The 26,633-nt window shown below is 72.1% G+C and carries 21 protein-coding genes and 1 pseudogene; 15 read left to right on the forward strand and 7 right to left on the reverse strand.

Annotation, left to right across the window (positions count from 1 at the left end; translation table 11 throughout):
* Positions 1–210: 210 nt before the first annotated feature.
* The gene (locus tag ACIRHA_RS42195; RefSeq protein ID WP_403857197.1) at positions 211–492 is read right to left on the reverse strand and encodes a hypothetical protein; all 282 of its coding nucleotides are present in this window, start codon (positions 490–492) and stop codon (positions 211–213) included.
* A 137-nt stretch (positions 493–629) separates the two neighbouring features.
* Between ACIRHA_RS42195 and ACIRHA_RS42200 the strand changes: the two genes are divergently transcribed.
* From ACIRHA_RS42200 to ACIRHA_RS42220, 5 genes and pseudogenes are all read left to right on the forward strand, one after another.
* A complete protein-coding gene (locus ACIRHA_RS42200; protein ID WP_403857200.1) occupies positions 630–992 on the forward strand; it encodes an arsenate reductase family protein in 363 nt (120 codons plus the stop codon).
* Positions 993–1,096: 104 nt separating this feature from the next.
* The gene (locus ACIRHA_RS42205) at positions 1,097–1,720 is read left to right on the forward strand and encodes a hypothetical protein (RefSeq protein WP_403857203.1); all 624 of its coding nucleotides are present in this window, start codon (positions 1,097–1,099) and stop codon (positions 1,718–1,720) included.
* Positions 1,721–1,874: 154 nt separating this feature from the next.
* A complete protein-coding gene (gene glnII, locus ACIRHA_RS42210) occupies positions 1,875–2,915 on the forward strand; it encodes a glutamine synthetase (RefSeq protein WP_403857206.1) in 1,041 nt (346 codons plus the stop codon).
* Positions 2,916–3,277: 362 nt separating this feature from the next.
* Positions 3,278–3,553: pseudogene (locus tag ACIRHA_RS42215) on the forward strand (winged helix-turn-helix domain-containing protein); the annotation flags it as partial.
* A 55-nt stretch (positions 3,554–3,608) separates the two neighbouring features.
* Complete coding sequence (locus ACIRHA_RS42220; RefSeq protein ID WP_403857209.1) at positions 3,609–5,144, forward strand: DUF1996 domain-containing protein; 1,536 nt, start codon at positions 3,609–3,611, stop codon at positions 5,142–5,144.
* Positions 5,145–5,205: 61 nt separating this feature from the next.
* Here ACIRHA_RS42220 and ACIRHA_RS42225 read toward each other — a convergent pair whose 3' ends face one another.
* A complete protein-coding gene (locus ACIRHA_RS42225) occupies positions 5,206–5,640 on the reverse strand; it encodes a hypothetical protein (RefSeq protein WP_403857212.1) in 435 nt (144 codons plus the stop codon).
* A 72-nt stretch (positions 5,641–5,712) separates the two neighbouring features.
* On the opposite strand from ACIRHA_RS42225, the gene ACIRHA_RS42230 reads away from it, so the two are divergent.
* From ACIRHA_RS42230 to ACIRHA_RS42255, 6 genes are all read left to right on the forward strand, one after another.
* Positions 5,713–8,841 (forward strand): alpha-N-acetylglucosaminidase, encoded by a 3,129-nt coding sequence (locus tag ACIRHA_RS42230; RefSeq protein ID WP_403857215.1) that lies wholly within the window; start codon positions 5,713–5,715, stop codon positions 8,839–8,841.
* A gap of 54 nt (positions 8,842–8,895) precedes the next feature.
* Complete coding sequence (locus tag ACIRHA_RS42235; RefSeq protein ID WP_403857218.1) at positions 8,896–9,429, forward strand: tetratricopeptide repeat protein; 534 nt, start codon at positions 8,896–8,898, stop codon at positions 9,427–9,429.
* A 68-nt stretch (positions 9,430–9,497) separates the two neighbouring features.
* A complete protein-coding gene (locus ACIRHA_RS42240) occupies positions 9,498–11,417 on the forward strand; it encodes a hypothetical protein (protein WP_403857221.1) in 1,920 nt (639 codons plus the stop codon).
* 145 nt (positions 11,418–11,562) lie between these two features.
* On the forward strand, positions 11,563–12,444 hold the full coding sequence (locus tag ACIRHA_RS42245) for a metal-dependent hydrolase (protein WP_403857224.1): 882 nt from the start codon (positions 11,563–11,565) through the stop codon (positions 12,442–12,444).
* Positions 12,441–13,520: a PDR/VanB family oxidoreductase gene (locus ACIRHA_RS42250; RefSeq protein ID WP_403857227.1), complete on the forward strand. Its 1,080-nt coding sequence runs from the start codon at positions 12,441–12,443 to the stop codon at positions 13,518–13,520. Before ACIRHA_RS42245 ends, ACIRHA_RS42250 begins: the two co-directional genes overlap by 4 nt.
* A gap of 68 nt (positions 13,521–13,588) precedes the next feature.
* On the forward strand, positions 13,589–14,287 hold the full coding sequence (locus tag ACIRHA_RS42255; RefSeq protein ID WP_403857230.1) for a TetR/AcrR family transcriptional regulator: 699 nt from the start codon (positions 13,589–13,591) through the stop codon (positions 14,285–14,287).
* A 444-nt stretch (positions 14,288–14,731) separates the two neighbouring features.
* Here the strand turns inward: ACIRHA_RS42255 and ACIRHA_RS42260 are convergent, their stop codons facing one another.
* The gene (locus ACIRHA_RS42260; RefSeq protein ID WP_403857233.1) at positions 14,732–15,079 is read right to left on the reverse strand and encodes a 5-carboxymethyl-2-hydroxymuconate Delta-isomerase; all 348 of its coding nucleotides are present in this window, start codon (positions 15,077–15,079) and stop codon (positions 14,732–14,734) included.
* A gap of 128 nt (positions 15,080–15,207) precedes the next feature.
* The gene (locus ACIRHA_RS42265) at positions 15,208–16,815 is read right to left on the reverse strand and encodes a SpoIIE family protein phosphatase (protein ID WP_403857236.1); all 1,608 of its coding nucleotides are present in this window, start codon (positions 16,813–16,815) and stop codon (positions 15,208–15,210) included.
* Between the two features lie 202 nt (positions 16,816–17,017).
* On the opposite strand from ACIRHA_RS42265, the gene ACIRHA_RS42270 reads away from it, so the two are divergent.
* Both ACIRHA_RS42270 and ACIRHA_RS42275 read left to right on the forward strand, forming a co-directional pair.
* Positions 17,018–18,064 (forward strand): LacI family DNA-binding transcriptional regulator, encoded by a 1,047-nt coding sequence (locus ACIRHA_RS42270; RefSeq protein ID WP_403857239.1) that lies wholly within the window; start codon positions 17,018–17,020, stop codon positions 18,062–18,064.
* A gap of 75 nt (positions 18,065–18,139) precedes the next feature.
* Positions 18,140–18,976, forward strand: coding sequence for a phosphatase PAP2 family protein (locus tag ACIRHA_RS42275; RefSeq protein ID WP_403857242.1), 837 nt, complete (start codon positions 18,140–18,142; stop codon positions 18,974–18,976).
* Between the two features lie 52 nt (positions 18,977–19,028).
* Here ACIRHA_RS42275 and ACIRHA_RS42280 read toward each other — a convergent pair whose 3' ends face one another.
* Together ACIRHA_RS42280 and ACIRHA_RS42285 are read right to left on the reverse strand one after the other, a co-directional pair.
* Positions 19,029–20,603, reverse strand: a complete 1,575-nt coding sequence (locus ACIRHA_RS42280) for an amidohydrolase (protein WP_403857245.1) — start codon at positions 20,601–20,603, stop codon at positions 19,029–19,031.
* Positions 20,604–20,852: 249 nt separating this feature from the next.
* Complete coding sequence (locus ACIRHA_RS42285) at positions 20,853–22,340, reverse strand: APC family permease (RefSeq protein ID WP_403857248.1); 1,488 nt, start codon at positions 22,338–22,340, stop codon at positions 20,853–20,855.
* A gap of 146 nt (positions 22,341–22,486) precedes the next feature.
* Here ACIRHA_RS42285 and ACIRHA_RS42290 point away from each other — a divergent pair, with 146 nt between their 5' ends.
* On the forward strand, positions 22,487–23,095 hold the full coding sequence (locus ACIRHA_RS42290; RefSeq protein WP_403857250.1) for a TetR/AcrR family transcriptional regulator: 609 nt from the start codon (positions 22,487–22,489) through the stop codon (positions 23,093–23,095).
* 101 nt (positions 23,096–23,196) lie between these two features.
* Positions 23,197–23,388 carry a hypothetical protein gene (locus tag ACIRHA_RS42295; protein ID WP_403857253.1) on the forward strand — a complete coding sequence of 64 codons (192 nt, stop codon included), beginning with the start codon at positions 23,197–23,199 and terminating at the stop codon, positions 23,386–23,388.
* A gap of 162 nt (positions 23,389–23,550) precedes the next feature.
* Here the strand turns inward: ACIRHA_RS42295 and ACIRHA_RS42300 are convergent, their stop codons facing one another.
* Positions 23,551–26,571 (reverse strand): bifunctional [glutamine synthetase] adenylyltransferase/[glutamine synthetase]-adenylyl-L-tyrosine phosphorylase, encoded by a 3,021-nt coding sequence (locus ACIRHA_RS42300; RefSeq protein ID WP_403857256.1) that lies wholly within the window; start codon positions 26,569–26,571, stop codon positions 23,551–23,553.
* Positions 26,572–26,633 lie beyond the last annotated feature (62 nt).

The following is a 26,633-nucleotide window of genomic DNA, read 5'->3' on the forward strand; positions in this document are numbered from 1 at the left end:
GGCGCCGCGCGCCCCCCCGGCCCCGCGGGGGGGGGGGGCGCCCCCCCCCCCGGCCGGGGCCGCCCGGCCGCGGCCCCCCCCCCCCCCCCCCCCCCCCCCCCCCCCCCCCCCCCCCCCGGCCGGGGTGGCTTCCCACGCCACGGGGCTCCGCCCCGGACCCCGCTGCTCAATCGCCGCAGGGGCTCAAATTTGCCGGCCGGGCTTGATTGGCTACCGGCTGTAGCGCATCAACGCCCGCACCATGTGGCACGTCGTGTCGGACGGGGGATGGATTCCGACCATGTCGGCCGTGGCGCGGATCTTGTGGTTGTGGGCCTGGCTGGGGACGTAGACGCCGGAGTCGAGCAGGGCTATCGCCAGGCGCATGGCCTTCAGGCGGCGGTTGTGAGTGATGTACCAGTCGCGCGGGCGTCCCGCGGGGAGCGGCCTCTTCGCGAGTGGCGTGTACGGCAGATCGATCAGCATCGGAGCGGCGGCAGCGGGCACAGGCATCCTCCTGTCGCGAACGTCCGAGAGCCCCCGTAGCCCTCGAACACTGCTTCTATTCTACTGCCGACCACTGACAAAAGCCGCTGGCCAGGGCCGACTTGAGGCCCGCCGCACGGCTTCACTCGCGTACCGTCGTCCCCATGGAGATCTGGATCAACCCGGCCTGTTCGAAGTGCCGCAGCGCGCTCACCCTGCTCGACGCGGAGGGCGCCGACTACACGGTGCGCCGCTACCTGGAGGACGTGCCCGCTCCCGACGAGATCCGCGCCGTGCTCGGCCGGCTCGGCCTCGAACCGTGGGACATCACGCGCACCCAGGAGGCCGACGCGAAGGAGCTCGGGCTGAAGGACTGGGCGCGCGACGCGGACAGCCGTGAGCAGTGGATCGAGGCGCTCGCCGCGCACCCGAAGCTGATCCAGCGCCCGATCATCACGGCCGAGGACGGCACGGCGGTGGTGGGCCGCAGCGAGGAGGCGGTACGGGAGGTGCTCGGCCGGGGCTGAGTTCCGCCAACTCCTGTGTGAGCCACGTTACTTGAGCGGACAGGTTCGGCCACTCGTACGTAACGGCGTGCGCAACAACGTGCATCTCACGACAGGAGGCGCGCATGTCACGCAGGAGAACTCTGGGCCCGACGAAGCGGCTCGCCCTCACGGCGGCCGCGGCGGTGGTCGCGGGCGGCGGGGCGTTCGCCCTCGCGGCCACCAGCAACGCGTCGCAGGTCGATCAGGGCGCCCAGGGCGGGGCGCAGAGCTCGGCCGTGTGCGAGGGACTGAGCACCGCGCTCGCCAACAACCAGAAGTTCATCGACGGGCAGAAGGCGAACCCCGACGCCCAGTCCGAGGCCCGCATCGCCAACCGCGAAGCGGTGCTCGCGGAGATCAAGCGGAAACAGGAGGCCTCCGGCTGCGATACGGGGGCGGGGGGCGGGTCCGCCGCGGACGCGAGCACCCCGTCGGCCGACGCTTCCGCCTCCGCCTCCGGTGACCAGGTCTGTGCCGGGCAGCAGGTGACGCTCTCCGGGGAGGGTGGGGCGCCGGCCGCGTCAAGCGACCAGTTCCCGGCGGGCACGCAGCTGAAGGTGACCAACCTCGACAACGACAAGTCCACGACCGTCGAGGTCACCTCCACGTCCGGGTCCTGCGCCCTGCTCAACAACGCCGCTTTCGAGCAGGTGCGGGAGCCCGGCAAGTTCCTGATCCGCAACGCCCGCATCGAAAAGGTGGGGTAACCGGCACACCGCGCACATCGCATACAGGGGCACGGGCCACATCCCGCCCCGCGACACTCAGGTAACACGGGGTTCACAAACGGGCAACGGTCGGGAAATCCCCTGGTGACAGGCTCCCGCTAGTTCGAGACCCGCGTGAATGAGGATGTGGCCCGTGACCTTCAAGGCTGAGTACATATGGATCGACGGCACCCAGCCGACGGCCAAGCTGCGTTCGAAGACGAAGGTCATGGCGGGCTCCGCCGCGTCGTCGGGGGGACTCGACACGCTCCCCCTCTGGGGCTTCGACGGGTCCTCCACCAACCAGGCCGAGGGCCACGCCTCCGACCTCGTGCTGAAGCCGGTCGCCCAGTACCCGGACCCGATCCGCGGCGGTGACGACATCCTCGTCATGTGCGAGGTCCTGAACATCGACATGACGCCGCACTCCTCCAACACGCGTGCCGCGCTCGCCGAGACCGAGGCGCAGTTCGGCTCCCAGGAGCCGATCTTCGGCATCGAGCAGGAGTACACCTTCTTCGAGGGCGACCGCCCGCTCGGCTTCCCGGTCGGCGGCTTCCCCGCCGCGCAGGGCGGCTACTACTGCGGCGTCGGCACCGACGAGATCCACGGCCGTGACGTCGTCGAGGCCCACCTCGAGAACTGCCTGACGGCGGGTCTCGCAATCTCCGGCATCAACGCCGAGGTCATGCCGGGCCAGTGGGAGTTCCAGGTCGGCCCCGTCAGCCCGCTGGAGGTCTCCGACCAGCTGTGGATCGCCCGCTGGCTGCTCTACCGCACCGCCGAGGACTTCAAGGTCTCCGCGACCCTCGACCCCAAGCCGGTCAAGGGCGACTGGAACGGTGCGGGCGCGCACACCAACTTCTCCACGAAGGCGATGCGCGAAGGCTACGACGCGATCATCACCGCGTGCGAGTCGCTCGGCGAGGGCTCCAAGCCCCTCGACCACGTGAAGAACTACGGCGCCGGCATCGACGACCGCCTCACCGGTCTGCACGAGACCGCCCCGTGGGACGAGTACAAGTACGGCGTCTCCGACCGCGGCGCCTCGGTCCGCATCCCCTGGCAGGTCGAGCGGGACCGCAAGGGCTACATCGAGGACCGCCGCCCGAACGCCAACGTCGACCCGTACGTCGTGACGCGACTGCTCGTCGACACCTGCTGCGCCGCCCTGGAGAAGGCCGGCCAGGTCTGACGGTTCCGGCCTGGTCCTGATCGGGATCCGGCCATCCGCTTCGGGAGGGTGTCCACATTGTGTGGGCGCCCTCTCGCATCCGTGACGCATCTGTTTCAATGAAGTCATGGCCAGCCATTACCGGAACAGCAGCTCGTGGGGTCGTCGGCACGACCTCGAGCCGTTCTGGCCGTCCCGCCAGCACCACGATTTCGACCGTGTGTGTCGCCGCGTGAGGAACGCGCGGGCCCTCTAAAGCCGTTGACCCGACCGTCACGGCCTTCGGTCCGCGCGCACGACGTACGTCCTTCTCCCCGACGTCCCCTCGCGCGAAAGAGTCGACCATGCCGCACGCCCTGCTGACCGACCCGCTCATCTCCGTCGACACCGCCTGCCGCACGGTGCACGTCGCGGGCCGCCAACTCGACCTCACCTACCTGGAGTTCGAGCTGCTCGCCCACCTCGTCGGGCACCCGCACCGCGTGCACACCCGCGACACCCTCGTCCACACCGTGTGGGGATACGGGCATGTGGGCGACGGCCGCACCGTCGACGTCCATGTCGCCCGGCTGCGCCGGAAGCTGGGCGCCGAGTACCGGGACACCATCCGTACGGTGCGCCGCGTCGGCTACAAGTACACGCCGCCCACCACCAGTTGAGGTGAATTCCGGGGGCCGATTGAACAGGGTCGGCCCCCGTTGCGTACGTAGTCCCATGGGACGCACCTCACGGAAACGGCGCTCATCGCTGGCGACGCGCATGACCATCGCGTCGGCCGCACTGCTCCTGGGCGGAGGTGGGCTGGTCGCGGTCAACGTGTACGCGTCGGCCCACGAGGACTCCGCCAACGGGCAGGACGCGGGCAGCGGGACGCAACAGACACAGCAGACGCAACAAGTGGCCACCATCGACTGTCCGGACGTCGGCGCGCAGCTGTCCGACGTGCCGGGCGGCGCCCGCGACGAGGTCGACGGTGAACTCGCCACCCTGGACACCCAGATCACGCAGGCCTACCAGCGGCTCTCCTCGACGCGGGACGCGGCCGCGCGGGACCCGCGGTTCGTACAGAACAGCATCATGGATCCGCTGAAGAAGAACCGGAGCACCATCCTTGAGCGGATCCGCCTGGAGATGGAGCGCCGCGGCGGGCAGGCACCCGACGGCATGAACGACATGGCCGAGTGCACCGCTCAGCCGAAGGAGGGCGAGCAACCCCCGGCCGACGGCGGAAACCAGGGCGACGGCTCGGATCAAGGCGGCGGGGACCAGGCCGGTGGCGACCAGAGCGGTGGCGATCAGGCCGGCGGCGACCAGCAGCAGGGCAACGGCGGACAGGCCGGCAACGGGCCCGTCGCCGACGACTTCGCCGACATCACCAAAGTCCAGCCCAACGTCCAGAAGCCCCAGAACGGCGACAACGCCTCCACCGGCACCTTCACCACCCGCTGCGGCCAGAACGAGAACAAGAAGTTCAACACCGACAACCTCATCGTGGCGCCCGGCGTGACCAACGGCGCGCACCACTTGCACGACTACGTGGGCAACCAGGACAACGACGCCTTCTCCAGCAACGACGACCTGGCGAACGCCGGCACCAGCTGCCGGAACCAGGGCGACAAGTCGACGTACTACTGGCCGGTCGTCCGCGTACAGGACGGCTCGAAGGACTTCGACGCCGACAAGGACGGCGGCGGCAAGGAAGGCAACGTCGGCAAGATCCTGCAGGCCCAGAAGGCGAGCATCAAGTTCGTCGGGAGCCCGCAGAGCGAGGTCGTCGCCATGCCGAAGTTCCTGCGCATCATCACCGGCGACGCCAAGGCCTTCACCAACGGCACGGCGAACGCGAACGCGCACTGGAGCTGCACCGGTTTCGAGGACCGCCAGTTGACGGACAAGTACCCGCTGTGCCCCGACGGTTCGAAGGTGGTACGCAGCTTCGCGTTCCAGAGCTGCTGGGACGGGCAGAACATCGACAGTGCCAACCATCGCACTCACGTGGCATTCGCCGACCAGGCCGGCAACTGCCCGCAGAATTTCAAGGCCATCCCGCAGCTGAAGATGCGCCTGGTGTACGACGTGCAGACGCCGACGATCGAGAACGGGCAGGTGAAGAACCCGTTCGCGGTGGACGGCTTCCCCGAGCAGCTGCACAAGCCGATCACGGATCATGACGACTTCATCAACGTCTTCGACGACCAGACCATGCGGAAGGTCGTGGACTGCATCAACAAGGGCGATCGCTGCACCTGAGCGATCGCCCCACCCCGGCCGCTGCGTGGCCGGCTCAGCGGCGAACCTCGTACCCGGAGAGCTACCCCGCCTCGTGACCCCCACCACCGCTACTCCCCGTGTGGTGCGAGTCGGGCCTCTCCAGGGTCCCGCCGAGCCGGCCGCGCAGCTTCGTGAGCTGTGCGGCGCCGCCGACCGCGATCCACTTGGGTCCGACGAGGTAGACGCCGCCGTAGTCGTTGGCCTCGTCGAACCACTGGGCCTGGCCCGTATCGGTGGTGAAGGTGGCGAGGATGTAACGGCCGTCCCCCGAACCGCAGTTGGCCTGCCGGATATCGGCCGCGTCGGTCTGGATGTCGGGGCGGCAGCCCACCTCCTTCGCGAGGTGCTCCAGGCTCCCGGAGGCCGTACGGGGGATCTTCGGCGTGTCGTCCTTCGGGGCCCCGCCGGAGCCGCCCGAGCCGCACCCGGTCGCGGCCGCGAGCAGCACGGCCGTCGCCACCAGCATTTTCCTCATTGCGCTCTCCTGTCCCGTACGTTCCGTTGCTACCGTGCGCCGCACCAACCGCGACGCAAGGGGGGTACACGTATGTCCGCACCATCGCGACGCACTGTTCTCGGCACGACGGCCGCCATCGGCCTCGGCACGGCCCTGGGGGCCGGTGCCCCGGCCGCCCAGGCGGCTCCGCGGCCCGTGGCCGCGAGGGAGGTGCCCGTTCTTGATACGGCTGAGGCGCGCGCGGCACTCAACCGTCAACTGCCGCACCACGCGGACCAGTTCCGTCTCAGACTGCTGGCCGCGAGCGGCACGGAGGACCGTTTCCGGGTGACCGGGACGCAGGGCCGCATCACGGTGTACGCGACGACCCCGGCGACGCTGCTCGCCGGGGTCCACTGTTTTCTGAAGTACGAATGCGGGGCGCACATCGCCTGGAACGGCTCCCAGCTGGACCTCCCCGACCGCCTCCCGGCCCCCTCGAAGACACTGGAGCGCAGCACCCCGCTCCCCCACCGCTTCGCGCTCAACGACACCAACGACGGCTATACGGCACCCTTCGCCGACTGGTCGTACTGGGAGCGCGAGATCGACATCCTCGCGCTGCACGGCTGCAACGAGGTGCTGGTCATCGCCGGCATGGAGGCCGTCTACCACCGCCTCCTCAAGGACTTCGGCTACAGCGACGAGGAGTCCCGGGCCTGGCTGCCCGCCCCGTCCCACCAGCCGTGGTGGCTGCTGCAGAACCTCTCCTCGTACGGCGGTCCACTGTCGCCCGAACTGATCGAGCGGCGGGCGGAGTTGGGGCGGAGAATCGTCGACCGGCTGCGCGCGCTCGGGATGAAACCGGTGATGCCCGGCTACTACGGGCACGTACCGAAGGAGTTCGTGGCACGCAACGGCGGGGACGCGCACGTCGTCCCGCAGGGCACGTGGCACGGCTTCGAGCGCCCCGACTGGCTCGACCCGCGCACCGACGCCTTCGCGCAGGTGGCGGAGGCGTTCTACGGGCACCAGAAGGACCTGTTCGGCGAGATCGGCGCCTTCAAGATGGACCTGCTGCACGAGGGCGGTACGGCCGGTGACGTGCCGGTCCCGGACGCGGCGCGCGGCGTCGAGAAGGCGCTCCAGAAGAACCGTCCCGGCGCGACGTGGGTGATCCTCGGCTGGGAGGCGAACCCGCTGCCCGAGCTGATCGACGCGATCGACAAGAAGAAGATGCTGATCGTGGACGGGGTCTCCGACCGGTTCACGTCCGTCACCGACCGCGAGAAGGACTGGGGCGGCACCCCGTACGCGTTCGGCACGATCCCCAACTTCGGCGGGCGTACGACGATAGGGGCCCGCGCGCACATCTGGGAGCAGAAGTTCTTCGCGTGGCGCGACAAGCCGGACAGCGCGCTGGCAGGTACGGCGTACCTGCCGGAGGGCACCGACCGGGACCCGGCGGCGTTCGAGCTGTGGTCTGAACTCGCCTGGATGGACGGGAAGGTGGACCGGGCCGCCTGGTTCGCCTCGTACGCCGACTTCCGCTACGGGCGCCGCGACAAGGACGCCCGCGCCGCCTGGCAGGCGCTGCACGACACGGCGTACCAGCACACGGCGACCGAGCGCTCGGACCCGCACGACTCGCTCTTCGCTGCCCGCCCCGACCTGGCGGCCGACCGCGCCTCCGTCTATGCGCCGCGCGCCCTCGCCTACGACCCGGGCCGCTTCGACGCGGCGCTCTCCGGACTCCTGGGCGTGGAAGGGAAGTTGAGACGCAGCGCGGCCTACAAGTACGACCTCGTGGACGTGGCGCGGCAGGCCCTCGCGCACCGCAGCCGCCAGCTCCTGCCGCAGCTGAAGGCGGCCTACGCCGACAAGGACCGGGCCGCCTTCACGGCACTTTCGACGCTGTGGCTGAAGCTGATGCGGCTCTCGGACGACGTGACGGGCACCAACGGGGCGTTCCTGCTCGGGCCGTGGATCCGGGATGCCCGGAATCTCGCCACGAACGACGCCGAGCGCGCCGAGTTCGAGCGCTGCGCGAAGGTGCTGATCACGGTGTGGGGCGACCGGGCCACGTCCGACCCGGGCAACCTCCACGAGTACGCCAACCGCGACTGGCACGGCCTGATCGCGGACTTCTACCTGCCGCGCTGGCAGAAGTGGCTGGACGAGCTGTCCGACGCGCTGGCCGCGGGCCGGGAGCCCGCGAAGGTCGACTGGTTCGCGTTCGAGGAACCCTGGACGCGCGAGCGCAAGGACTATCCGCTGCGGGCGTACGGCGACCCGTACCGGACGGCCGCGAAGGTGCGTGATGTCCTCGCCCGCGCCCCGTACCAGGGTTCGGTGAAGGTCACCGCCGAGCCGGCCGCCTTCCCGCCGGGCGGGCACGCGCGCGTGGCGGCCACGTTCCGCAATGTCAACGGGCTGCGCGCGACGGGCCGCGTCGACTTCGAGCTCAAGGGCATCACCGCCGAGCCGGCCGGTGCCACGTCGCTGCCGGGCGTGGCGCCGGCCGGGGAGGGCACGGTGGTCTGGCAGGCGAGCGCGCCCGGCACCCCGCTCGACAAGCCGCTGCGCCCGCTCCCCTACACGATCGACGTCCAGTACGGTCCGGCCGGCGAGGAGCGGATCACCTACGTCCACAAGGGCACGCTGTTCGAGGCCGGGCCGGTGGCCGAGGGCTGGCGGACGTACAGCGACAACGCGGCGGTCTTCGGGCAGCTCGACGAGCGGTTCGCGATCGACGGCGGCGGCGCCGACCTGTGGAAGGGCACGGCGGAGTTCGGCGCGCTGTACCGCGCGAACGCGTTCCGGGACGGTTCGGTGGCGGTGGTGCGGGTGGACGCGCAGGCGGTGACGGGCCCGTGGGCGCGCGCCGGGATCATGGTGAGCGACTCCATCGGCGGCTCGGGATCCCTGGGCTTCGCGAACCTGTCCGTCACGCCCGCCAACGGCGTCGTCCTCTCCTACGACTCCACCGGGGACGGCACCCTCGACACGTACAAGCGGATCACCGGGATCAAGGCGCCGGTGCTGCTGCGGCTGTCCCGGGCGGGCGACTCGTACACCGGGGAGTGCTCGACGGACGACGGCGCCACGTGGCGCACCGTCGCGACGGTGCCGGCGCCGCGGCTCGCCTCGGCGCAGGGCGTGGGCATGTTCATGAGCGCGACGAACGGCGGGAACGGTACGCGGGGCACGGTGGAGTTCAGCGGCTGGAAGCTGAGCTGATCCGGTCCCCGCAACTCCGGTGACACCGGGGCGCCGCTGTGTGAGAGTGCCCCGGTGACCATCGAGAGCAGTGACAGCGGCAGCGGCAGCGGCAGCAGCGACTGGGAAGAGCGGATCGCGGCCGCGTGGGCGACGATCGACTCTTACGACGAGGCGAGCGCGGGGGAGTTCCGCGCGCTCGTCGACGGGCTCGCCGCCGAGTTGCCCGCCGACAGCCCCGTCGCCGCGTTCGAGCGGGCCTCGGCCTTCGACTCGACCGGCCACTCCGACAAGGCCGTCCCGCTGTACCAGGAGGCGCTGCGGCTCGGCCTGAGCGGCTACCGGGCCCGGCGTACGAAGATTCAACTGGCCAGTTCACTGCGGAACATGGGGCGCCCGGAGGAGGGTGTCGCGCTGCTCGAACCGGAATTGACCGCTCCTGGCGACGAGTTGGACGACGCGGTGCGGGCGTGCCTGGCGCTGTGCCTGTCGAGCCTCGGCCGCGACAGGGAGGGCCTCGCCCTGGTGCTCGGCGCGCTGGCGCCCCATCTGCCCCGATACCAGCGGTCGATGGCGAACTACGCGAAGGCGCTGGTCGTGTCCGAATAGGCCCGTGCGGGGAGTGACGGCTGTGACCATCCCACGATTCGCTCGTTCAGCTGAACGTGCAGTCAAAGGTGCAGCAGCAATCCACGCCCCCGTCCGCAGCGCCGGCCGCCGTCATCGACGTCGAGCAGGCCGAGGCCGCCCTGGTCGAGCACTACCCACGACTGGTACGGCTCGCCTACCTCGTGCTGCCGCCGGGCCTCGGCCGCAACCGCCGCGTGCTGACCGCCCACTCGGTCGTCCAGCGGGCGCTCCCCCGCGGCCGTACCGCGGACGCGCCCGCCCCGATCCCGGCCCAGCGCGACTCCGCCGGCCGCACCGGCGACCCCGGCTTCGCCTACGTACGCCTGAAGGTGCTGCGCAGCGCCCTGGAGGCGGGCCTTCCGCTGCGGCGCATGGCCTGGCCCAAGCGGGCGCAGCTGCCGCCGCTGCTGCCGCAGGTGTGGGGTCTCAGGCTGTTCCCGAAGTCCGGCGGCGCCGATGAACTCGCCCTGGACCAGCAGCTTTCCGCGCTGAGCGGCCCCGCCCGCGCGGCGTACGTACTGCGCGGCCTGGAGCGCCTCGACGACGCCGCCGTCCGCGCGGTCCTCACCGAGGCGGGCTGCACGCAGGAGGACGCGGCCGCGGCCCTCGCAGAGGCGCGCGGCATGGCGTCCGACGCCGGAGCCGGTACGGGGCTCCTCGAGTCCCCCGAGTTCGACCCGTGCTCCCTGCACGCGCGGCCCACCGACCTGATGCGCCGCCGCCAGCACCTGAAGGCGGCGATCGCGGCGGTCGCGGCGACCCTCGTGTGCGGCGCGCTGCTCGGCCTGCCGGGCGAGGGCTGGACCCCGGACGGCGCGGCGGCCCCGCCGTACGCGAAGAACCCGGCGGGCCAGGCGGCCCTGAACCCGGCCAAGCTGCGCAAGGTCGCGCCGGACACGTGGAAGACGTCGGCCCGCACCGACTTCTCGGTGTGGCCCGCGCGCGGCTCCCTCACCGGGGACAAGGAGCTGCTGCGCAGGGCGCTCGCCGTGTGGGCGCGGCCCGGCGGCTCGGTAAAGGTGTCGGCGACACCGGGCACCCCGGCGGGCGCGCCGCCCGGACCGCCGCAGCTGCTCTACGCGGGCGAGCTCGACCAGGCCCGCGTCGTGCTGCTCTACGACGGGTTGCGCATCGTGCGCTACGCCGAGCCGAAGAGCGGCACGAGCGGCGCCGCGCTCGACTTCGCGCGGGTCGACGGTGCGGCGGACGCGCAGTCGAGCGCCGTGGTGATGGACCGGGCCGACGGCAACGTCCGCTATCTGACCGCGCCTTGGGTGGCCAGGGCCGGCACCCGCGATCTCCTGAAGCCGTCGGCGGGGGCGCGGGCCCTGTCGCGTACGAAGGACGGGGTGACGGCGCCGTTCCCGAGCCCGGCGCTCGCGACGTCCTGCACGTCGTGGAACGCGCTGGCGCTGACCGACTCGACGGGCACCCGGCTCACCACCGACCTCGGTGAGCTCGTGCCCGCGCACCTCACGTCCGGCAGCCCCGCCGCGCCCCGCGAGGCGCGGCCCGCGGACTGGGCGACGACCGCGTGCTCACTCTCGGCGGCGCGCTCGCACGGAGTGCGCTCCGTCAACTCCTGGGCGTACGCGCGCCAGCCGCTGCCGGAGGCGAACGGGACGGCCGAGTGGTGGTGCACGCGGGCCGACACGTGGCGGGGTGGCGGGCCGCGCACGCTCGCGTTGTTCCGGGCGCCGGGGGCGGACGCGGCGGTCGTCGCGGCGAAGTCGCAGTCGTCGCCCGCGTGTGGCTCGCGCGATCCGCAGGTGCTTGCGGGTGTGCGGTGGAAGTCGCGGGAGGGGGCGTGGTACCTGGTTGCCGCGGGCAGCGAGGGGGTGAATCGGGTGACCGCGTCGGGGCGGTCGGACTCTGGGCGGATGTTGGCGGTTCCGCTCGCGCGGGGCGCGCAGGTTTCGTTGTCCGGACGGACGGCCCGGGGGGCGAAGGTTCAGCCTCTGAGGTGAGCCCGGTCGCGGGGCTCTGCCCCGGACCCCGCGGGCTCTCGTCGAAAGTGCGGGGCTTGATTGGCTCGACCGGGGCGCGGGGCTGAATGACAAAAGTGGTGCACGAGGGGTGTCCATGGCGGCTACCCGTCAGTACATTGACGCCATGTCTAATACGCGCGTCCCGTTGAAGGCACGCCAGGTGTCGTTCGCCTGGGACAAGACGCCCCTGCACTGGCTGCCGGACGACCCGTTCAGCACGCACACCATCAACGTCCTGCACCTCCTGCTGCCGGCCGGCGAACGCTGGTTCGTGCACGTCTACAAGCAGGTGCTGCCGTACATCACGGATGAGCGGCTGCGCGAGGACGTCATCGGGTTCATCGGCCAGGAGGCCATGCACTCGCAGGCGCACGACGAGGTACTGCCGCACCTGCGGGAGCAGGGCCTGGACCCGACGCCGTACACGGCCCAAGTGGACTGGTTCTTCGAGAAGTTGCTGGGAGACCGGACGCTGCCGCCGGGCAAGGCGCGGCAGTGGTGGCTGATGGAGCGGGTGGCGCTGATCGCGGCGATCGAGCACTACACGGCGTTCCTCGGCAACTGGGTGCTGAACGCCGAGGAGCTGGACCGGCGCGGCGCCGACCCGACGATGCTGGACCTGCTGCGCTGGCACGGCGCGGAGGAGGTCGAGCACCGGGCCGTGGCCTTCGAGTTGTTCGAGCATCTGGACGGGAGTTACCGGCGCCGGGTGCGCACCTGGGCCACCGCCTTCACCGCACTCGTCTTCCTGTGGCAGCGCGGCGCGCGGTTCTTCATGGAGAACGATCCGACGCTGGTCGACGGCAAGGCCGCGTGGAAGGACTTCTACCGGAGCGGGAAGGCGGGCGTCCTGCCGTCGGCCGGCGCCATGGCGCGGTCCATCCCCCGCTATCTGAGCCGCGGTTACCACCCCGACCAGGAGGGCGACACCGAGCAGGCAGTCGCCTACCTCGCGTCCTCGCCCGCCGCGACCGCGGCCGAAGCCCGCACCGGAGCCGCCCGATGAACGCCCGTACACTGCGCAGGGCCGCGATCGTCGCAGGCGCCGCGTACGTCGTGCGGCGCGCCGTGCGGCGGCGCGTGCAGGGCTCGCCCCTGTGGCCGCTGCCCGCACTGGAGGAGCCGACGTCGGGGCGGCCGCGGGCCCGCGCGCTGAACCTGCTCGTCACGCGGCACGAGCAGGTGGCCGAGGGGGTGGTCCAACTACGCCTGGAGGGCCCCGACTTGCCCGCCTGGCGGCCGGGCGCACACCTCGACCTCGTGCTCCCTTCCGGGCTGATACGGCAGTACTCGCTGTGCGGCGATCCCGAGGACACGTCGTCGTACACCGTCGCCACGCGGCTCATCCCGGCGGACGAGGGCGGCCGCGGCGGGTCGCGCGAGGTGCACGAGCAGGTGCGGGAGGGCATGGAGGTCGAGGTGCGCGGACCGCGCAACCGCTTCCCGCTCGACGCGACGGCGCCCGCGTACGTGTTCGTGGCCGGTGGCATCGGCATCACCCCGATCCTGCCCATGCTGCGGGAGGCCGCGGCGCGGGGCGCCGACTGGAAGCTGCTGTACGGGGGCAGGTCGCGGGCCTCGATGCCGTTCGTGGAGGACGTGGAGAAGCTGGGCGGCGCGGGCGCGGGCCGAGTGACGGTCGTGGCCGAGGACGAGCACGGGCGCCCCGATCTCGCCGCCACGCTCGCGGACACCGCGCCCGGCACGGCCGTGTACTGCTGCGGGCCCGAGGGGCTCATGGCGGCCGTGGCGGCGGCGCTGCCCGAGCACCGCACGCTGCACAGCGAACGGTTCACGCCACGCAATTCGGCCGAGGGCAACGGCCCGTTCGAGGTCGAGCTGCGGCGCAGCGGCAGGATCGTGGACGTTCCCGCCGACACGACGGTGCTCGCGGCGGTCCGTTCCGAGGTGCCCGCGGTCCCGTACTCCTGCGAGCAGGGTTTCTGCGGAACGTGCCAACAGCGCGTCCTGGAAGGGGAGATCGAGCATCGCGACGAGTTGCTCACGGACGCCGAGCGCGCCGGCTCGATGCTGATCTGCGTTTCGCGGGCCCGTGGCGAGCGTCTGGTTCTCGACCTTTAGTGACACCGCGAGAGGGCGGGGCACGGGGGCCGGTTGGCAGGCCGGAATCGCTCGGTAGAGTGTTCGGCATGACTACCGGGGTGCGGCGCAGGATGGGAGTCGAGGAGCGGCGGCGGCAGTTGATCGGGGTCGCACTCGAACTGTTCAGCCACCGCTCCCCCGACGAGGTCTCCATCGACGAGATAGCGGCCGCCGCGGGCATCTCGCGGCCGCTGGTCTACCACTACTTCCCGGGCAAACTCAGCCTGTACGAGGCCGCGTTGAGGCGGGCGGCGCAGGATCTGGGTGAGCGGTTCGAGGAGCCGAGGGAGGGGCCGCTCGGGGCGCGGCTGCTGCGCGTGATGGGGCGGTTCTTCGACTTCGTGGACGAGCACGGGCCGGGGTTCTCCGCGTTGATGCGCGGTGGCCCGGCCGTCGGCTCGTCGGCCACCAACGCGCTGATCGACTCCGTCCGGCAGGTGGCGTACGTCCAGATCCTGGCGCATCTGGGGGTGGCGGCGCCGTCCGCCCGCCTCGAACTCGTCGTCCGGTCCTGGATCTCGCTCGCCGAGTCGACGGCGCTGATCTGGCTGGACGGCCGGCGGGTTCCGCGCGAGGAGCTTCAGCTCCAACTCGTCCACGACTTCGCGGCGTTGGCCGCGGTGAGCGCGGCGTACGACGAGGAGATGGCGGCCCTCCTCCGCCACATCCTCGCGGACGAGCCCCCGGACGGCCCCTTCGCCACCCTCATCACCCGGCTGGCGGCACTGACACCGGTAACCGCGTAGGGCTGCGCCGGGCCGAGGGTGCCTGGCCGCTGCGCGTCGCCGTCGCCGGTAGGCGCGTAGGGCTGCGCCGGGCCGAGGGGGTGCCTGCCCGCTGCACCGGGGCCGAGCCCTGACGCGCGTGTGGCCCGCACCGTGGTGCCGCCTTGCCCACCCTGCCGCCCAAGGCGGCAGATTGCCCAAGGCGGCGGCCGGCACCCCGTCGGGCCGACGCCCCCCGGAGGGGGCGGGTGGTGGGCGGGGCACCCGGGCGATTACCTGCGGGGAGGCGGGCAAAATCAAGCCCCTGCGGCGATTGAGCAGCGGGGTCCGGGGCGGAGCCCCGGCTTTCCGGCCCGCCGACGCTTCAGCCATCCCAGCCCGGCCGACGCTTGAGCCATTCCAGCCCCGCCGGCGTTTGAGGCGCGGGGTCCGGGGCGGAGCCCCGTGGCGGAGGAACGGGCCGGGTCAGTCGGCGACGGCTGAGCGGTAGGACGGGGCCAGGTCCCGGACCTCCGCGGAGAGGTGCACACCGGCCGGCTCCTTGATGTGGGCCGGCAAGGCCGCCAGCACGGCCTCCGCAAGCGCCGTCTTCGCCTCCTCCGTCCGCCCCGCGAGCAACGCGATCTCCACGTGCACGAGGGACGCGGCCCCGTCCCCCACCACCGTGCTCCCGACCCCGCGGAACCGCGTCTTGCACGCGGGAACCCGCGCCGCCACGATGTCGACGGCGGCCTGATGCACGGCCCCGGCGAGCCCCACCCGGTCGAGGCGGTCGTCGAGATCCGCGGAGTGGTCGACGGTGATCTGCGGCATGGAGCCCTCCGAGCGTGTCGTGGTGCGTGCGGGCGGACGAGCGCGCGCACGCGTGTCGGCGCCAACCTTCACCCGGAAACGCCCGACCGCACAATCACGTCCCGCCCAGCGGACGCCCCGTCACCCGGTCACCGCGGAGCCCGCCGCACCGCCAGAAGCGCGATGTCGTCGGCACGGTCACGGCCGAAGCGGGCGAGAAGCGCGTCGCACAGCTCGCCGGGCGACGCTGGCGCGGCCGCGGCGGCGCGACGCAGCTCCTCCAGGGACACGGACAGATCGATGCCGCGGGCCTCGACGAGGCCGTCGGTGACCATCAGGAGGCGGGCACCGGGCGCGAGGTCGAGCACGGTGGGTTCGGGATGCGGCAGCCGGAGCCCGAGCAACGGCCCCGCCGCCTCCACGTACCGGGCCGCGCCGCCGCCCGGCACGACGAGCGGCGGAATGTGCCCCGCGTTGGCCACCTGCGTACGGCCGGTCACGGGGTCGACGAGGGCCAGGCACAACGTGGCGGTGAGCTGCGGGTGGTAGTGCTGGAGCAGCCGGTCGAGCCGGGTCACGAGGCGGGCGGGGCGCGGGTCCTCCAGGCAGTACGCGCGCAGCGCGTGCCGGAGCTCGACCATCACCGTGGCCGCGTCGAGCGAGTGCCCCACGACGTCACCGACACCGACGAGCACGCCCTCCGGGGTGGGCAGCGCCGCGTAGAAGTCGCCGCCCATCTCGGCCTCCTGGGAGGCGGGCTCGTAGCGGAAGTCGATGTCAAGGCCGGCGAAGGGGGGCAACTCGCTGGGCAGGAAGTTGTGTTGCAGCGTGTGGGCGACATGCCGCTCCTGCTCGTACAGGACGAGGGGTTCCGCGGCGAGCGCGGTCGCGCGGGCGAGCTGGGCGAGGAGCGGCCCCGTCCTGCCGTCCGGGTCGGCGAAGTCCGGCGTGGCGAGGCACACGGGGAGCCGGCCGTCGCGGGTGCGGGAGAGGGTGAGCCGCGCGCCGCCGGGCCCGAAGTACTCCTGCGGCCAGGCGGACCCGTGCCGCAGCGCGGTGCGCACACCACCGGGCCCGCAGCTGATCTGCCGCACCAGCTCGACGGCCCGCTCGCGCGCCGCGGCGTCCGGCCCCGCGGGCGCCGCCGCGCTCCGGGACAGGCCCGTGTGCACCGCGCCGTGGTCGCCGAGGACGAAGACCGCGGCGTCGCCCCCGGTGAGCCGGGCCGTCGCCGCGGCCGCCGTCCGGGCGAGTTCGGCGAGGTCGCGGGCGCCCTGCACGTCGACGACGGCCCGCGAGAGCAGGGTGAGGTGGTCGAACTGGGCCTGCGTGTCGGTGAGTTCGCGGGCTCCGCGGAGCGCGGCGCGCACCACGGCGCGGATCTCCTCCGGTTCGGCGGGCACCGTCAGATAGGCCTCGCCGCCCGCGTCGAGCGCCCGGCAGCGGTCCGCCGGAACGGAGGGGCGGGCGGAGAAGTGCACGACGGGGATCCCGGCGAGCGAGGGCAGTGCCTTGACCCTGCGGCACAGCTCGAACCCGCTGAGGTCGGGAAGGCCCACGTCCACGAGCGCCACGTCGGGCAGCGCCCCCGCGCGCAGCCGCACGTCGAGCTCGATGAGGGCCTCGCCCGCGGAGCCGACCGGGATGACGACATGGCCCGCCCGGCTCAGGACGGCGCCCAGGGCGTACCGGCTTGCGGCGCTGTCGTCGACCACCAGGATGGTGCACCCGATGTCGGTCCCGGATCTCTGAACCATGGTGTTCACGAGAAGGCCCCTCAGGAAACGGAGCGGTGCGAGCCCCCTCGGCCCGTCGCACCAAACTACCGCCGGACACCCGTGCGGCGGCCTGCCCTTCCTCCGGTTCACCGTTCCGGGTGGCACGGCCCAACCCGGCTTGCCCGCCCGGCACTTCCCGTTCGGTGGGCAATGCGGCGAGTGACGGGTAAGGTCGCGTCCCGTGACCGCACGCCTAGCCGACATCGCAGCACAAGCGGGGGTCAGCGAAGCGACCGTCAGCCGTGTGCTCAACGGGAAGGCGGGGGTCGCCGCGGCCACCCGTCAGTCCGTCCTCGCCGCCCTCGACGTGCTCGGCTACGAGCGCCCCGTGCGTCTCAAGCAGCGCAGCGCGGGCCTCGTCGGCCTGATCACGCCGGAACTCGAGAACCCGATCTTCCCCGCGCTCGCCCAGGTCGTGGTGCAGGCCCTGACCAGGCAGGGTTACACCCCGGTCCTTGCCACCCAGACCCCCGGCGGCTCCACCGAGGACGAGCTCACGGAGATGCTCGTCGACCGCGACGTCAGCGGCATCATCTACGTGTCCGGGCTGCACGCCGACACCACGTCGGACCCGCAGCGCTACGAGCGGCTGCGCGGCCAGGGCGTCCCCTTCGTACTCGTCGACGGATACGCGCCGGCGATCGCGGCGCCCTTCATCTCTCCGGACGACCGGGCCGCGTCCCGGCTCGCGGTGACGCACCTCGCCTCGCTCGGCCACACCCGGATCGGGCTGGCCGTGGGGCCGCGCCGCTTCGTCCCCGTACAGCGGAAGATCGAGGGCTTCGTACGCACGATGGCGGAGCGGCTCGACCTGCCCGAGGACGAGATCGAGCGCGATTTCGTCCAGCACTCCCTCTACACCTTGGAGGGCGGGCAGGCGGCGACGTCGGCGCTGCTCGACCGTGGGTGCACGGCGGTGGTCTGCGCGAGCGACATGATGGCGCTCGGTGCGATCAGGGCGGTGCGCGAGCGCGGCCTTGACGTGCCGGAGGACGTCTCCGTGGTCGGTTTCGACGACTCTCCGCTGATCGCCTTCACCGATCCGCCGCTGACCACGATCCGCAAGCCGGTGCACGCGATGGGTCAGGCGGCGGTGCACACGCTGCTGGAGGAGGTCGGCGGCACGCCCGCGCCCCGATGCGAATTCGTGTTCATGCCGGAGCTGGTGGTGCGGGGGTCCACGGCCGCGTCAGCAGCGGTATGCGTAGGGGTTCGGCCTCGTCCGTAGGGCGTAGCGGGTGCGTCCATGACCCGCCCGAGGGATGATCGGTCGGGGGGTCGTGATCTGGCAGACTCTGTGCCTATGGGTGAAATGACCGTGACGACACGTGAAGGCCGAAAAGGGGCCACACCCTCACCCATCGCGGAAGTCCGCGCCGGGCGTCGCCTTCGGGCGCCGCGGCGCCCGCGCCTCTGGTTCGAGATCCTGCTGATCGCGGTGAGTTACTACACGTACTCCCTGATCCGTAACGCGGTCCCGGAGCAGAAGGCTCAGGCGCTGCGCAATGCCGACTGGATCTGGCAGGCGGAGCACAGCCTCGGGATCGCCGTCGAGCAGACCGTCAACCATGCCGCGAATTCGGTGAGTTGGCTCATCGTCGGCATGAACTACTACTACGCGACACTGCACTTCGTCATCACGTTGGGCGTGCTGGTGTGGCTGTTCCGCTGCCATCCCGGCCGCTACGCGGCGACCCGTCTCGCGCTGTTCGCGACGACGGCGGTCGCCCTCGTCGGTTACTACTTCTATCCACTGGCGCCACCGCGGCTGATGAACGGCGGCGGCTTCGTCGACACCGTCGCGGCGCACCAGACCTGGGGCTCGATGGCCTCGGGCAACCTGAAGAACATGTCGAACCAGTACGCGGCGATGCCGTCGATGCACATCGGCTGGTCGCTGTGGTGCGGCATGACGATCTTCGCGCTCGCCTCGGTGCCGTGGGTACGGGTCCTCGGACTCCTCTACCCGGTGCTGACCCTGGCGGTCATCGTGGCGACCGCGAACCACTTCTGGCTGGACGCCGTGGGCGGCATGCTGTGCCTGGCGTTCGGGTTCGCGGTGGTGCGGGCCTGGTACGGGGCACTGCCGTACCAGCTGCCACGCCTGGTGACCCCACCACTCATGCCGGCCAAGGCCTAGGCGTAGGTCTGAGACGGAAGGGGCGGCACCGTACGGTGCCGCCCCTTCCGTCTCAGGCTTCCCGGTGCGTGATCCGGCCGTCCGTCACGGTGAGGACGACGGGGGTCTCGGCGACCTCGTCCGCGGGGGCCGTGACCGGGTCGAGGCCGAACACGGTGAGGTCGGCGCGCAGTCCGACCGCGATCCGGCCGCCTTCCGCCGCCTGACCTGCGGCGATCGCCGCGTGCGAGGTGACACCCTCCAGCGCTTCGAGGCCGGTGAGCCCCTGCGCGGGACCCGCGGCCCCCTCCGGCACGCGCGCCATGGCGAGCACCTTCCGGGCGTCGTAGTGGGCGATGGGCCAGTCCGAGCCGAGCGCGAGCACGGCGCCCGCGTCCCGCAGGTCACGGGTGCGCCAGGCGCGGGCGGCGCGCGCGTCACCGAGCCGCTTGGACCACTCGTCGCTGTGGTCGCCCTTCGTGTACGCGGTGTGCGGCGGCTGCATCGACGCGGCGACGCCGAGCGCGGCGAACCGCGGGACCGTGTCGTCGGGCACGGACTCGATGTGCTCGATCCGGTGCGCGTTCCGGCCGCTCTCCCCGAGCGCCTCGATGGTGTCGAGGGCGTGCCGGACGGCGGCGTCGCCGATGGCGTGCGTCGCGGTGCGTACGCCGGCCGCGTGCAGGTGCCGTACGGCTTCGCTGTACGCGGCCGGGTCCGGCCAGAACGCGTCCGTCCCCTGCCCGTGGCAGTCGGCGTGCTCCAGCCAGGCGGTGCCGCCCTCGACGGTGCCGTCCATGAAGAACTTGACGCCTCCGACCCGCCAGCGGCGCCCGCCCCGCTTCTGCAGTGCGACGAGCTCGTCGAGCCCGGCCCGGTCGACGCCCGGCATGCACCAGGGCGAGACGGTGAGCCGCAGCGGCAGCTCGGCGTCCTCCTCCACGGCGGCGAGCAGATCGAGCCCCGAGCCGTCCATCACATGGGCCCCGGTGAGACCGGTGGCGGCCATGGTGCTCAGCAGCTCGACGAGTCCGGCGCGGCGGTCCTGATCCGAGGCCCGGGGCGCGACCTCGTACACGAGGTCCATGGCGGCGTGCTCGACGAGGTATCCGGTGGGCCGCCCGTCGCCGTCGCAGACGATCTCGGCCCGCTGGTCGAAGGAGCGCGGTCCTGTGATCCTCGCGGCGTCGAGCGCGGGGCCGCTGACCAGCGCGGAGTGGCCGTCGTACAGCCGCAGGAAGGCGGGTGCGCCGCCGAGCACGTCCTCGACGAGTTCGCGGTGGATGGTCCGCCCCTCGAAGGCGTTGTGGTCGAGCCCCCACCCGACGACCCATCCGCCGAGCCGTTCTGCCGTGCGCAGGGCGGCGCGGAGTCCGTCCAGGTCACTCACGCCGCTGAGGTCGACGCCGGTCGCCATTTCCAGGCCCCAGACGGGGTGACTGTGGGAGTCGACGAGGCCTGGCACGACATGCGCGCCGACGAGGTCGAGCCGTTCGGTGCGCGGTCCCTGCCAGTCCCGTACGAGGTCGTGCGTGTCACCGACCGCGACGATACGGCCTCCGGCCACCGCCAGAGCGGTTGCCTCCGGCTGGGCGGGGTCGAGGGTGCGGATGTGGGTGTTGGTGAGGAGGAGGTCGGCGGATGGCATCGGTGCGGTTCGCTCCGTTTCTGGTCGTCTCGGTCGCGTCGGCGGGTGCGGTGCTGCTGTGGTCCGGTTCGCGCCCCGCGGCGGAGCCGCATATGGACTCAGCCCCGCGCCCCTGAAGGTGCCGACTACGTCGGCAAATCAAGCCCCTGCGGCGATTGAGCAGCGGGGGCCGGGGCGGAGCCCCGGTCTTTCAGCCCCGCCGGCGATTGAGGCGCGGGGTCCGGGGCGGAGCCCCGTGGCGTAGGCCCGTTACTGGCCGAACCGTTCATACGTGGCCGGGCGGGAACGCCGTAGCCGCCACGCCAGGCCGAGGCCCAGCACGAAGACCGCGGGAGCGACCGCCAGGAGGATCCAGTTGACCAAGGGGGACGCCCCCGTGAAGAGGTCGACGTGCGTGGCGACCAACCCGATCGCGACGGCCAGGAGCAGCGTCGCGGCGACGGGCGCCACGACCGTCCGCACCACACCCTCCTGGTGCGTGATCCGCCGGAAGAAGAACGGCACGGCGAGCGCCGCGAGGAGCTGGAGGGCCATCAGGCCCAGCATTCCGGGGGTGTTGACCCATAGCAGGAGCTGGTCGTACGGGTCCGCGCCCGCCGCCCAGAACCCGAGCACGACGACCGTGCCGAGCACGGTCTGCGCGAGCCCGGCGACGTAGGGGGAACGGTGCTTGGGGTGGATGCGGGCGACGGCACGCGGCAGGACGCCCTCGTCGGCGAGAGCGAGCGCGTACCGGTTGATCGCGTTGTGGAAGGCGAGCAGCGAGGCGATGACGCTGGTGACGATGAAGACGTGCATCAGGTCCGCCGCCCAGCCGCCGACGAAGGTGGTGATCGCGGTGAAGAACAGGTTCGCCGGGTCGTCGCCCGCGGCCCTGACGACGGCCGCGTCGCCGAAGGACTGGATGGCGATCCAGACGGTGAAGGCGTAGAAGAGGCCGAGGAAGGCGACCGCGATGTACGTGGCGCGCGGCACCGTACGGTCCGGGTCGCGGGCCTCACGCCGGTAGATGACGGTCGACTCGAAGCCGGTGAACGCGGCGAACGCGAAGGCGAGTACGGCGGCCGTGCCGGGCACGAGGACGTTGCCGGGCGCGAAGGAGGCCAGGGACAGGCCGTGCGCGCCGCCCTTGAGGAGCACCCCGCCGGCGAGCAGGATCAGGATGCCCGTCTCCGCGACCAGCAGGACGCCGAGCAGCTTGGCGCCGAAGTCGATCGAGCGGAAACCGCCGTACCAGATCAGGACCAGGCCCACGAGGGAGACCGGGAGCCAGGGCACGTCCGCGCCGAACAGGGCGTGGACGGTGTCCTGCGTGGCGGAGCCGAGGAGCCCGTAGACGCCGATCTCCATGCCGTTGTAGCCGACCATCGCGAGCAGCGCCGCCCCGATTCCGGCTGGTTTGCCGAGGCCCTGCGCGATGTACGAGTAGAAGGCGCCGCCGCCGGTGACGTGGCGGCTCATCGCGGTGAAGCCGACGGCGAAGACGGCGAGGGTGATGCCGGCGAGCAGGTAGCCAGCGGGTGCTCCGACGCCGCCGAGGGAGATGGCGATGGGCGCGACGCCCGCCATGACGGTGAGCGGGGCGGCGGCGGAGATCACGAAGAACGCGATGTCCGATGTGCCGAGGGTGCCGGTGCGCAGACCGGGTGGCGTGCTCGGCGCCGCGTTCCCGGTCTTCGTCGCGGTCTTCGTCTCGGTCTTCGTCTCGGTCTTCGTCTTCGAGGGGGTCTCGGGCATGCGGAAGGAAGCCCTTCTGGCGGCAGGCCCGCACTGCGGACGGGCATAAATCTAAAGGCTTTTGGTTTCCGCAATGTAGCCTCCCGTTGGGCATACGGGAAGACCCGATTTCCGCAGCCGACTGCAGCCACGGAGGAGGAACCGGAATGGGGCGGCCGCGTACACCCCTCCTCGACCGGGAGCGGATCACCACGGCGGCGCTCGCCATCGTCGACGAGAACGGCGAGTTCAGCGTCCCGCAGGTGGCGCGCGACCTGGGCGTGCAGACTGGCTCGCTCTACCACCACGTGGACGGCCGCGACGGCATCGTGGAGCTGCTGCGCGAGCGGATCTGCTCGGCGATCGACGAGACGCCGCTGACCTCGGGCCTCCCGTGGGACGAGGCGATCGCCGGATGGGCCCGCTCCTACCGCGCCGCGTTCGCCGCGCACCCCAAGGCGATCCCGCTCCTGACGACCCACCCGGTCCGGGCGCCCCGGGTCCTCGCCCAGTACGAGCTGGGGGTGGCGCTGCTGCTCGACGCCGGGTTCGCGCTGCCCGACGTGATGCCGGTGATCATCGCCCTGGACAACATGGTGCTCGGCTCGGCGCTCGACATGGCGGCGCCCGACGCCATGTGGGAGCCGACGGAGGAGGGGCGGACCCCGCTGCTCGAACGGGCCCTGGCCGCCGGGCCCGAGGGCCGCACGGACGCGGCGTTCGAGCTGGCGCTCACCGGGTTCGTCGCGCGTTGCCGGGTGCTGCTCGACGCGTAGGGCCCCTGTAGGGCCCGTGTAGGGCTTTGGGACTTTCGTCCCGCGCGTTCACGACCGATGGCATCTGCCGTCGGGGCCCGGCCGGGGGGATCGTCGGTTTCATGGCAAGGACAACGGCAACGGTACGCAAGGGCTCGGCGGGCGCGAAGGTGGCGGCTCCGGGCGACGACGCCCACCCCTTCGGCGCGCTCCACCGCGAACACGCCTCCGGCGACGAGCGGACGGCCGCGGCCCACCGGGGGCCCTCCGGTCTGCCGTGGCTGGCGAACACGACATCGGCGAAGGTCGCGTAACGCCGGGTGGCCGCCGCCTTGGGCAATCCGCCGCCAGGGGCGGCAGGGTGGGCAAGGCGGCACCCCGGCGCCGGGCAGGCGCTACGTGAGGCCCCGCCCCCTCCACGCCACGGGGCTCCGCCCCGGACCCCGCTGCTCAAACGCCGCAGGGGCTTGATCGGGTCACCCCCCGTAGAACCGCTCCTCCATCACCGCTCGCGCGCGGCGCGTGGTGCGGCGGTAGTCGTCCAGCATGTCGCCCACGTGGCCGGGGTCGTACCCCAAGTACCGGCCCACGGCGCCGAGTTCACGCCCGTCCGAGGGGAACGTGTCGCCAGGCCTGCCGCGCACCAGCATCACCGCGTTGCGCACGCGCGTGGCAAGGACCCACGCCTCGTCGAGGATCGCCGCGTCCTCGGCGGGGATCAGCTCGGCGGCACACGCGGCGGCGAGGGCCTCGCGGGTACGGGTGGTGCGCAGGCCCGGTTCCACCCAGCCGTGCCGCAGCTGGAGCAGCTGCACCGTCCACTCGACGTCGGACAGGCCCCCGCGGCCCAGCTTGGTGTGGAGCGTGGGGTCGGCGCCGCGCGGCAGCCGCTCCGACTCCATGCGGGCCTTGAGGCGGCGGATCTCCAGTACGGCATCGTCGCCGAGGCCTTCCGCGGGATAGCGCAGCGGGTCGATCAGATCGATGAACGCGCGGCTCAACTCCTCGTCACCGGCCACGGGTTGGGCCCGCAGCAGCGCCTGCGACTCCCACACCAGGGACCAGCGGCGGTAGTACGCCTCGTAGGACTTGAGCGTGCGCACCAGCGGGCCCGACTTGCCCTCGGGGCGCAGGTCCGCGTCGATGAGCAGCGGCGGATCCCCGCTCGGCAGGGCGAGCAGTCGGCGCATCTCGGAGACGACCTTGTTGGCGGCCCGCGCCGCCTCGTGGTCGTCGACGCCCGCACGGGGCTCGTGCACGAACAGCACGTCGGCGTCGGAGCCGTAGCTCAGCTCATGCCCGCCGAAGCGGCCCATGGCGATGATGGCGAAGCGGGTGGGCAGGGTGTCACCCCAGCCCTCACGGACCACGGCCCGCAACGTCCCGCCGAGGGTTGCGGCCGTCAAGTCCGATACGGCGGAACCCACTTGGTCCACCAGCGCGCCCTGGTCGGCGACCGCGGGCGTGTCCTCGGTGCCGTACGAGGCGATGACGTCTGCGGCCACCGTGCGCAGCAGCTCGCGGCGGCGCACCGCGCGCGCCGAGGCGACCGCCTGCTCGGCGCCGTCCGCCCGCCGCACCGCCGCGATCGCCTCCTGTTCCAACTGGGCGTGCCCGCGCGGCTCCAGGCCCCGCTCGTCGCCGAGCAGCGCCACCGCTTCGGGGGCGCGCATCAGGAGGTCGGGGGCGAGGCGGCCGGCCGACAGGATCCGCGCGAGGTTCTCGGCCGCCGCACCTTCGTCGCGCAGTAGCCGCAGGTACCAGGGCGTCTTGCCCAACGCGTCGGACACCTTGCGGAAGTTGAGGAGCCCCGCGTCCGGGTCGGCGGAGTCCGCGAACCAGCCGAGCAGCACCGGGAGCAGCGTCCGCTGGATGGCGGCCTTGCGGCTGACCCCGGAGGCCAGCGCCTCCAGGTGGCGCATCGCGGCGCTCGGGTCGGCGTAGCCGAGCGCGACGAGCCGCTCGCGGGCCGCGTCGGCACGCAACCTGGTCTCGCCGGGGGCCAGTTGGGCGACGGCGTCGAGCAGCGGCCGGTAGAACAGCTTCTCGTGCAGGCGGCGGACGACGGACGTGTGCCGCCGCCAGGCCCGCTTGAGGTCCGTGATGGGTTCCGTGCGCATGCCCATCGAGCGGCCGATGCGGCGCAGGTCGGCATCGTCCTCGGGCACCATGTGGGTGCGCCTCAACTTGTAGAGCTGGATGCGGTGTTCGAGCGTGCGCAGGAACCGGTAGGCGTCGTCGAGCTGCACGGAGTCGACGCGGCCCACGTATCCGCCGTCGGCGAGCGCGGCGAGCGCCTTCAGGGTCGTCCCGCTGCGCAGCGCGGTGTCCGAGCGCCCATGCACCAACTGCAGCAGCTGCACGGCGAATTCGACGTCGCGCAGGCCGCCGGGTCCGAGCTTCAGCTCGCGGTCCACGTCACCGACGGGGATGTTCGCGACGACCCGCTTGCGCATCTTCTGCACGTCGGGCACGAAGTTGTCCCGCTCGGACACCTGCCACACCATCGGCGACACGGCCGCGACGTACTCCTCGCCGAGGTCCGGGTCGCCCGCGACCGGGCGGGCCTTGAGCAGCGCCTGGAACTCCCAGGTCTTGGCCCAGCGCTGGTAGTAGGCGAGGTGCGAGGACAGCGTCCGGACGAGCGGCCCGTTGCGCCCCTCGGGACGCAGATTGGCGTCGACGGGCCAGATGGTGCCCTCGACGGTCGTATCGGAGCAGATCCGCATCATGTGCGAGGCGAGCCGGGTGGCTGCCTGGATCGCCTTGCCCTCGTCGGCGGATCCGTCGGCGGGCTCCCCGACGAAAATGACGTCGACGTCGGAGATGTAATTCAGCTCATGGCCACCGCACTTGCCCATCGCGATCACGGCGAGCCGGCAGAGCGCGGCGTCGGCGGGGGACGCGGTGCGGGCGATGGCGAGGGCCGCGCGCAGCGTCGCCGTCGCCAGGTCGGCGAGTTCGGCGGCGGTCTGGGTGATGTCGGTCGTGCCGCACACGTCGCGGGCGGCGATGGAGAGCAGGCAGCGCCGGTAGGCGACGCGCAGCGACGACTCGTCGGTGGCGTCGGCGAGCCCCTGCTCGAACTCCTCCACACCGGGGTGCAGATCGTTCGACTCGTACGTGACCAGGGCCCGCCAGTCCTTCGAGTGCCGGGCGAGGTGGTCGGCGAGCGCCTCGGAGGAACCGAGGACACCGAGCAGCCGGTCGCGCAGGGGCTTCGCCGCGACGAGCGTGTCGAGCAGCTCGCGCCGCGCCGTCTCGTCCTCCTGCGCCTCGACCAGCCTGACGAGGCCGAGGAGTGCCAGATCCGGGTCGGCGGCTGCGCCCAGCGCGTCCAGGAGCAGCGGGTCGGAGCGCACGGCGGACAGGGCGGGGTCGTCGAGCAGTCGCTCGGCGGTGGACGGATCGGTGAAGCCGAGTCGCAGCAGCCGGGTAAAGGTGCTGCTCCTGCGGCCGCCCGTCCACCGTCCCCCTTCGTGCGGCACCGACATCATCGCCCGGCCTCCTGTTCGATCAACGGTGGCCTTGAGCCTACTGCGCTCCGGGCCGCACCGAT

It is taken from the genome of Streptomyces sp. NPDC102360, assembly GCF_044766085.1.
Lineage (GTDB): Bacteria > Actinomycetota > Actinomycetes > Streptomycetales > Streptomycetaceae > Streptomyces.

Bases quoted from the DNA above. Each gene is read 5' to 3' on its own strand.
- ACIRHA_RS42220 (WP_403857209.1), top strand. From the start codon at position 3,609: ATGGGACGCACCTCACGGAAACGGCGCTCATCGCTGGCGACGCGCATG.
- ACIRHA_RS42245 (WP_403857224.1), top strand. From the start codon at position 11,563: ATGTCTAATACGCGCGTCCCGTTGAAGGCACGCCAGGTGTCGTTCGCC.
- ACIRHA_RS42195 (WP_403857197.1), bottom strand. From the start codon at position 492: ATGCCTGTGCCCGCTGCCGCCGCTCCGATGCTGATCGATCTGCCGTAC.
- ACIRHA_RS42230 (WP_403857215.1), top strand. From the start codon at position 5,713: ATGTCCGCACCATCGCGACGCACTGTTCTCGGCACGACGGCCGCCATC.
- ACIRHA_RS42280 (WP_403857245.1), bottom strand. From the start codon at position 20,603: ATGCCATCCGCCGACCTCCTCCTCACCAACACCCACATCCGCACCCTC.
- ACIRHA_RS42200 (WP_403857200.1), top strand. From the start codon at position 630: ATGGAGATCTGGATCAACCCGGCCTGTTCGAAGTGCCGCAGCGCGCTC.
- ACIRHA_RS42285 (WP_403857248.1), bottom strand. From the start codon at position 22,340: ATGCCCGAGACCCCCTCGAAGACGAAGACCGAGACGAAGACCGAGACG.
- ACIRHA_RS42225 (WP_403857212.1), bottom strand. From the start codon at position 5,640: ATGAGGAAAATGCTGGTGGCGACGGCCGTGCTGCTCGCGGCCGCGACC.
- ACIRHA_RS42275 (WP_403857242.1), top strand. From the start codon at position 18,140: ATGGGTGAAATGACCGTGACGACACGTGAAGGCCGAAAAGGGGCCACA.
- ACIRHA_RS42255 (WP_403857230.1), top strand. From the start codon at position 13,589: ATGACTACCGGGGTGCGGCGCAGGATGGGAGTCGAGGAGCGGCGGCGG.
- ACIRHA_RS42250 (WP_403857227.1), top strand. From the start codon at position 12,441: ATGAACGCCCGTACACTGCGCAGGGCCGCGATCGTCGCAGGCGCCGCG.
- ACIRHA_RS42205 (WP_403857203.1), top strand. From the start codon at position 1,097: ATGTCACGCAGGAGAACTCTGGGCCCGACGAAGCGGCTCGCCCTCACG.
- ACIRHA_RS42265 (WP_403857236.1), bottom strand. From the start codon at position 16,815: ATGGTTCAGAGATCCGGGACCGACATCGGGTGCACCATCCTGGTGGTC.
- ACIRHA_RS42300 (WP_403857256.1), bottom strand. From the start codon at position 26,571: ATGATGTCGGTGCCGCACGAAGGGGGACGGTGGACGGGCGGCCGCAGG.
- ACIRHA_RS42260 (WP_403857233.1), bottom strand. From the start codon at position 15,079: ATGCCGCAGATCACCGTCGACCACTCCGCGGATCTCGACGACCGCCTC.
- ACIRHA_RS42295 (WP_403857253.1), top strand. From the start codon at position 23,197: ATGGCAAGGACAACGGCAACGGTACGCAAGGGCTCGGCGGGCGCGAAG.
- ACIRHA_RS42290 (WP_403857250.1), top strand. From the start codon at position 22,487: ATGGGGCGGCCGCGTACACCCCTCCTCGACCGGGAGCGGATCACCACG.